General features: G+C 63.8%; 1 protein-coding gene. It reads left to right on the forward strand.

The features are described 5' to 3' along the window. Window positions 1–74 precede the first annotated feature (74 nt). On the forward strand, window positions 75–884 hold the full coding sequence (gene pgeF / locus AC1D1X_RS24355; protein WP_477669107.1) for a peptidoglycan editing factor PgeF: 810 nt from the start codon (window positions 75–77) through the stop codon (window positions 882–884). Window positions 885–982: the final 98 nt, after the last annotated feature.

Here is a 982-nt window from a genome sequence, read left to right on the forward strand (position 1 = left end):
GGAGCCGCAGGCTCCAGCCCCTCAGGGGCCAATTTTCCTAAGGGCGGCCCGTCGGAAAATTACCGGTGCCTGCTTTGCATACTGATTGGCTGATTCCCGACTGGCCAGCACCTGCCGGCGTGCGCGCGGTGTTCACCACACGTGCCGGGGGCGTGTCGCCCGTTCCCTATGACAGCCTGAACCTGGGTGACCACGTCGGCGACCAGCCGGCCAATGTTGCGGCGAACCGTGACGTGTTGCGGCGGGCAATGGGCAGTCACCCGGTGTTCCTTCAGCAGGTGCATGGCAGCGAAGTGTTGGTGTTGAGCGCCGATGCCGCCGACGGCCAGACAGCCGATGCCTGCGTGACGGATCAGGCGGGACTTGCCTGCACCATCATGGTGGCCGATTGCCTGCCGGTGCTGCTGGCCAGCGAAGACGGCGCTGTGGTGGCCGCAGCGCATGCGGGCTGGCGTGGGCTGGCAGGAAGTCCGACGAGTCCGCACGGTGTACTTGAGGCAGTTTATGAGTCATTTCGGGCTCTGGCCCAACAAAAACAAGCGCAAGCAGCTATCAAAACAATAGCATGGCTCGGTCCGTGCATCGGGCCTGCAGCGTTCGAAGTCGGCGCTGAAGTCAAGGCCGCGTTCGAAACCGTTCAGCCTGACGCCGGCTGCTGCTTTACGCCGTGCGGCAGCGATAAATACCTTGCCGACTTGCCGGCGCTGGCCCGGTTGCGCCTCATGGCGCTGGGGATTACACAGGTGTACGGCAATGACGGCAGCAATGCCTGGTGCACCGTGGGCAATCCGTCAAGGTTCTTTTCCCACCGACGGGATGCCGGCGTCACTGGTAATGGGTTTGGCACCACGGGGCGCATGGCCGCCTGTATCTGGCGCGTGTGACGGTGAGGATTTGTCTGGGGCTGCGTCCACGCCTGCAGTTTGCTGCAGGCGCTCTGCTGCAGCGCGTTTCTTGATCGCCTTGCTGCGGGCAGGTGCAC

Source organism: Polaromonas sp. P1_G4 (assembly GCF_056405475.1).